This is a genomic window from Leclercia sp. Marseille-Q4284 (genome assembly GCF_916618945.1).
Lineage (GTDB): Bacteria > Pseudomonadota > Gammaproteobacteria > Enterobacterales > Enterobacteriaceae > Enterobacter > Enterobacter tamurae.
This window is the reverse complement of the sequence record NZ_CAKAKG010000007.1, coordinates 1-2,990: the sequence shown is the minus strand read 5'-3', so window position 1 is coordinate 2,990 and position 2,990 is coordinate 1. Positions and strand designations below refer to the sequence as shown.

Genomic DNA, 2,990 nt, shown 5'->3' with positions numbered 1-2,990 from the left:
CTGAGGGTGACGTTGCTGCCCGCGTTGAGGGTGCTGCCCGTGGTGGTCTCACTCTGCATATGCGATGAGGATTTAGACGACTGCGAACCCAGCGACGCGCTGATACCTACGGTGTTGGTGTTACCGCGGTCAGAAGTTCCTCTCGCCTGGTCCAGCGCCACCGCCTGCCCGGCCTGCACGCCGGAGAGCGCCGCCTGTGTCCCCTTCAGGGCGCTGCTCTTCTGCTCATACTTCTCATCGCGGGTGCGTTTGTCGTGGCCCGGCTCAATCGCCACGCTGTCACCGGTCAGGCTGATATCCTTCTGCGCGATGATATTTGCTCCGCTGGATCCAACGCATCCAACGTCTCAATACGCAGTTTTACTCCCCGCTTTCTATTTCACCAGATATTGTTAAAGAGCCTTTAATTATAAATAAGACGTAGCCGTTATAACTATTTCATGATTTACTTTAAAAGAGAGTCTGTGTACTTTCTTACATTCATCATAATTTCATTTAAATCATTCTTTAATATGGTGATATCTTGTAGCAATGGTTTTTTAATATACTCCCATACATTTTTATCTTCACTTTCATCCTTCACAAGGTGTTGTATTATCCCACCAATAATCCTCAATGATATGTCGTCTGAAACGGCAAAAAAACATCCACCACGACTACTGATATTCGAAGATGTAATGCAATAGTCAAGTATTTGTTCAGGATACTCATCTTGCTCAGAAGGTTCAGGATAAGCCAAGTTATACAACCGCTTAAAAGCAATTTCTGTAGATAAATAAAAAATCTCATTATTTTGAGGTTGTGATATCAAAGCACAATCGCTATCAGTAATCTCATAGAGATCAGTGGATAGTGTTGATGTCCTGATATCATCAGGATACAAATTTCCATTTATAATTAAATGGAAAAGCCCATTCTTATATGACTCACTCCACTGAGGGACAAGTTCTGTCCAAATAGCAAAATGATACGGATTACCAAATATCATGATTATCTCCACTTCCCAGGTAAGCCAAACTCTTTTTTAACACTATTTGGGATATCGCTTTTTTTCAATGGAACTGTTTTATCTCCTGTGCTACCAGACCAGTGCCATGTTCCATCATTTGTATTGGTAAATTGATGAACATTTCCTTCACTATCAATTGAATACCTTTTTTTTCCACTAGCAACTGACGCGCCAAATAGCTCGATAGAGTTCTTAGGTTCCGTCCCAGCATTGAAGCTATAACCTTGCTGCCCAGGGGTATGTTTCGGGTTTGACTGGTAGTTCAGACCATTCGCTGCCGGAGTGGTTGTAGGTGTAGGTAACGAACTACCTTTTCCTCCTTTCCCAATACCTGCTGCTATCCCAGCTGCACTTGTTCCTATTGTCTGGGCTAAAGAGTTGATCGCAAGCTGCTTCGCCTCCCACGAATCCCCAGACATTAACGCATTATGGATTGCTGCATTTCTGTCTGCTTCAAGCTGCGGCAGCACTCCCTGAAGATAACCCCATTCCTGCTTCTCTTCTGTTGTCAGACTACCTGTGTTGTGAAGTTTATCACCAAGCTCTCCAAGACGATTTGCGTATGCCGTCTGCAGACCGCCAGCCTCATTAGCCTTATTAACACAGTCCTGTGCGCCTTTACATTCAACAACACTTTGATGCTGCTTAGCATTCAGTTGCTTGTACTTCTCAGTAACATCGGCTTTACAGCCCGAATTATCCTGACACTGAGATAGCTCTTTAATGCGGTCCTGGTTCTGAGCGACACTCAGCGCATTATTCTCAGCCGCATTCTTCCCGGCTCCCGCACCCGCTGCTGCACCTGCCGTGCTGTCACCTGCAAGACCACCCGCCATCCCCGCCGAAATCGTGGCCAGGGCGCTGACCGTCTGCTTCTGCTCTTCCGTCAGTTTCGACAGATCTTTCACGTCCGGATACAGCACGCCCGCGATGGCTTTCGCCGCAAGTTCGCCCGCTGCCGCGCCTGCGGCTCCTGCCACCGCACTGTTCCCCTGCAGGGCTGCTACCGCGCCTCCCAGAATGGCGTGGGCAATGGCTTTGCCCGCGACGTCATCCTCACTGAGACCCGACTTATGACCGATGGCATACGCCAGCTCCGGAGCCGCGGCACCTGCCAGCGCCCCGGCCATATTCCCGCCTGCCAGCCCCTGCAGCGCGGCCGTCGCCGCCTGGATACCCCGCTGCAGAGTGCTGCCCGTGCCGTACTGCGCCATCGCGTTCCCGTAGGCCCGGTCTGCCACGGCTTTATCCGTCACCGGCACCCCTTCCGTGATCAGCTGCTGACGGGCCTCCTCCAGTGCCTGCGGATCTTTCGCTGCTGCCCGCCCGGCCAGCTCTCCCTGCGTCCGGGCGATATCCATGGCCTGGCTGCCAATCTCACCAATCAGCTGCACTTCCTGGAGACGTCGCTGCTCCTTCTCCTTGTCGAATATCGGGCTGATGCTGCCGTTCGCATGCGCCGTATCCCGGCTCAGGTTCGCCACATCCTGCTGCTGGTTCGCCGTATCACGTATGGTCAGTGTCCCTTCGCTCACCGCCGCCCGGGTGGTGCCCTCTGCATCACCGCTGTTGCCGCCCCCGGCCAGCAGGCCGTTCGCCATGTTCCCGGCAAACTGGCTGCCAATGCTGCCCCCGGAGCTGAGCCCGGCTCCCTGATGTTCGGTTTTGAACTCTGCCCGGTTGTGGATATCGCTGAAGCCCAGCGTGCCGGTGTCGAGGCGGTTCCTGCCCGCCTCCGCCGTCGAGGCGATCACCCCGCCGTCGAGCTGAGTGTGGTTGCCCACGGTCACGTCAAAGCCGCCCTTACCGGCAAAAATCCCGCTCTGCTCCTGCACCGAGTCGTAGTCGCTGGACATTTTGTCCCGGCTGGCGCTGATGCTGCCGGAGAATCCGCCCGCGCCGAAGGTGTACCCCACGCCGCCGCTGACGCTGTGCTGCCTGCTGTCGTAGTGGTCGCTGTCCTGCAGGCTGGTTATCGTCA

Annotated in this window: 2 protein-coding genes and 1 pseudogene; all 3 read right to left on the bottom strand. The window is 53.3% G+C overall.

Annotated elements, in window-relative coordinates:
- A pseudogene (locus tag LG383_RS22925) lies at nt 1–323 on the bottom strand (hypothetical protein); the annotation flags it as partial.
- A gap of 122 nt (nt 324–445) precedes the next feature.
- Entirely contained in the window at nt 446–988 is a 543-nt protein-coding gene (locus LG383_RS22920) for an immunity 42 family protein (protein ID WP_225760298.1), read from the bottom strand.
- A 2-nt stretch (nt 989–990) separates the two neighbouring features.
- The coding region (locus LG383_RS22945) for a VENN motif pre-toxin domain-containing protein (protein ID WP_304608148.1) at nt 991–2,990 on the bottom strand (2,000 nt) is incomplete at its 5' end.